At 32.1% G+C, this 2,257-nt stretch carries 1 protein-coding gene; it reads right to left on the minus strand.

Going from position 1 to position 2,257, the window contains the following annotated elements; genetic code table 11:
* Positions 1–199 precede the first annotated feature (199 nt).
* Positions 200–1,840 (minus strand): peptide ABC transporter substrate-binding protein, encoded by a 1,641-nt coding sequence (locus tag WBF61_RS08975; RefSeq protein ID WP_424255804.1) that lies wholly within the window; start codon positions 1,838–1,840, stop codon positions 200–202.
* Positions 1,841–2,257: the final 417 nt, after the last annotated feature.

The following is a 2,257-nucleotide window of genomic DNA, read 5'->3' on the forward strand; positions in this document are numbered from 1 at the left end:
AATCATTCTTGTTTCCTCCTTAACTAGTTTATCTTTAGACATCTATCTTAATTGATTCCTTGTCATTGCTTCCATTGTAACAAACTTCGCTAATAAGAAACCATTTAAAAAAATATCTTTTCAAAAAATAACTAAGGATAAATAAATTTTCTTCTTACCCAATTGATTCTTTTGATTTTTCTAAAGAAACTTTCTATTTTTATTTAGAAGAATCTACATAAGCATATTTAAAGCTTCTGCTTCCAAATACAGGACGATAGATATCTTTTACATAAGATTTTTCAAGGTAAGGTTCAGCAGTTTGATAAATGGGCACATCTACATAATGTTCTCCTAGAGCACTTTTTTCAGCTTGAATCATTGTTTTCCATCTGGTTGATAAGTCATTAAATTGTTGATTGCTTTCTTCAATCAACTGGTCAACATCTGTAAACGAATAATTTCCACGATTAATTTCTGTATCAAAACGTTCGACAAAGTTAATCGGATCTGCAAAGTCTGCTAACCAGTAGGTTGTAGCCATTTGGTATTCACCTTTTTTTACATTATCCAATCTAGAATTATCAGGCATTTGGCGGACTTTAATCGTTATACCTGGTAGATTTTTTTGGTATTCACTTTGGATAAATTCTGCTAATTTTTTACTATCTTCACTATCAGAAGTTGTTAGTTCTAGTGTTATCTCGTCTTTATTCAGTTCTTTTAAGCCTTCATTCCACGATTTTTGCGCTTCTTCAACATCAAAACTTCCTATGTCTCCAGCATCTTCACGGAAATCTTTATCCGTTTCAGGATTTTTTGCTAACCCTTGAGGAACATGACCAAATATTGGTTCAGAACCATCTTGTAATACATTCTCTGTAAACGTTTGACGATCGATCGACAACATCAATGCTTTACGAATATTCTTATTCGCTAATTCAGGTACTTCTTGGTTGAGTTCCAAATAATAAATCCATGCTTTATTCGTTGTTTTAAAATCTTCATTATTTTTATACTGTGGAACAAAATTCCCAGACAGTTTAATGCTATCTAATTGACCTGATTCATATAAATTAATACCCGTTCCAACTTCTTTTACAATTTGCGTATTGATTTCTTCAAGTTTCACAGAATCTTTATCCCAATAAGCATCATTCTTAATGTATTTCCACGAATCTCCCTTAGCTGCTGTCCAATCAGATAATGTAAAAGGTCCATTATATATCGTTAATTCAGCGTCTAATCCATAATTCTCTTTTTGTTCTGTTACAAAAGCTTCATTTTGAGGAAAATAAGAAGGAATAGTCAATAAATCAAGAAAGTAAGGTACAGGCTGTTCTAATGTTACCTTCAGCGTTTTATCTCCTATTGCCTCAACACCTAATTCATCAATGTTTTTGTCTCCAGCTAATATCTCTTCTGCATTTTTTAAGATTCCTGAAAATAAATATGCATATCCAGAACCATTAGCAGGATCAACCATTCTTTTCCAAGCATATAAGTAATCAGCCGCTGTAACGGGAGTTCCATTCGACCAGTTCGCTTCTTCACGAATATCAAATGTATAGACTAACCCATCTTCTGATACTTCAGGCAATTCTTTTGCATTCCCTCCAATTAATTTTCCTGATAAATCATAAGAAATTAATCCTTCAAAGACATTATTCATTGGCGTAAAATTAGTTGTAGAAATGGTGGTATCCATTGTATCCATTTCTGAATCTGCTGCTAGATTTAATACTTGTTTTTCTTTTTTAGAGTTAGTCGTGTTATTGTCTTTCGTATTCGTTGCACATCCACCTAAGATTAAAAATAGTGCTGCTAGTAAAAGTAAACTTGTTTTTTTAATGGTTTTCATTTGTAATCCCTCTTTTTCTCATAATTTATTCTACTTATCTTTTAATTATTGTTATTTTTATAACTTTTAAGTAAAAATTCAACATCGCTTGAAGAATAACGTTACTTCAACTGTCATGTTTTCAGCTCCCTTCATTGATAAAAAAGGTACAAAAAAAGTACACAAGTTATTACTACTCACGTACACAGAAAACATCTTTTAAATTGTATTTACCCTAACGATACAGTCAATTCACAATCCTTTATTCTATACAGACTTAGCACCCTAAAATACCAAAGGGAGAGGATATGTATATATAAATGATTAAGACGGCATATCGGAAGCCAATTTAAAAAACCGAAACTGCTCACATGAGTTAGTCACGCAACATAGACAACATAATCCATTTGTACAGTTCAGCTTTTTCATTCGGGCTTC

Source organism: Carnobacterium sp. (assembly GCF_049673005.1).
Lineage (GTDB): Bacteria > Bacillota > Bacilli > Lactobacillales > Carnobacteriaceae > Carnobacterium_A.

What these genes read in the sequence shown, in the direction of transcription:
- WBF61_RS08975 (WP_424255804.1), bottom strand. Translation starts at nt 1,840, where the DNA reads ATGAAAACCATTAAAAAAACAAGTTTACTTTTACTAGCAGCACTATTT.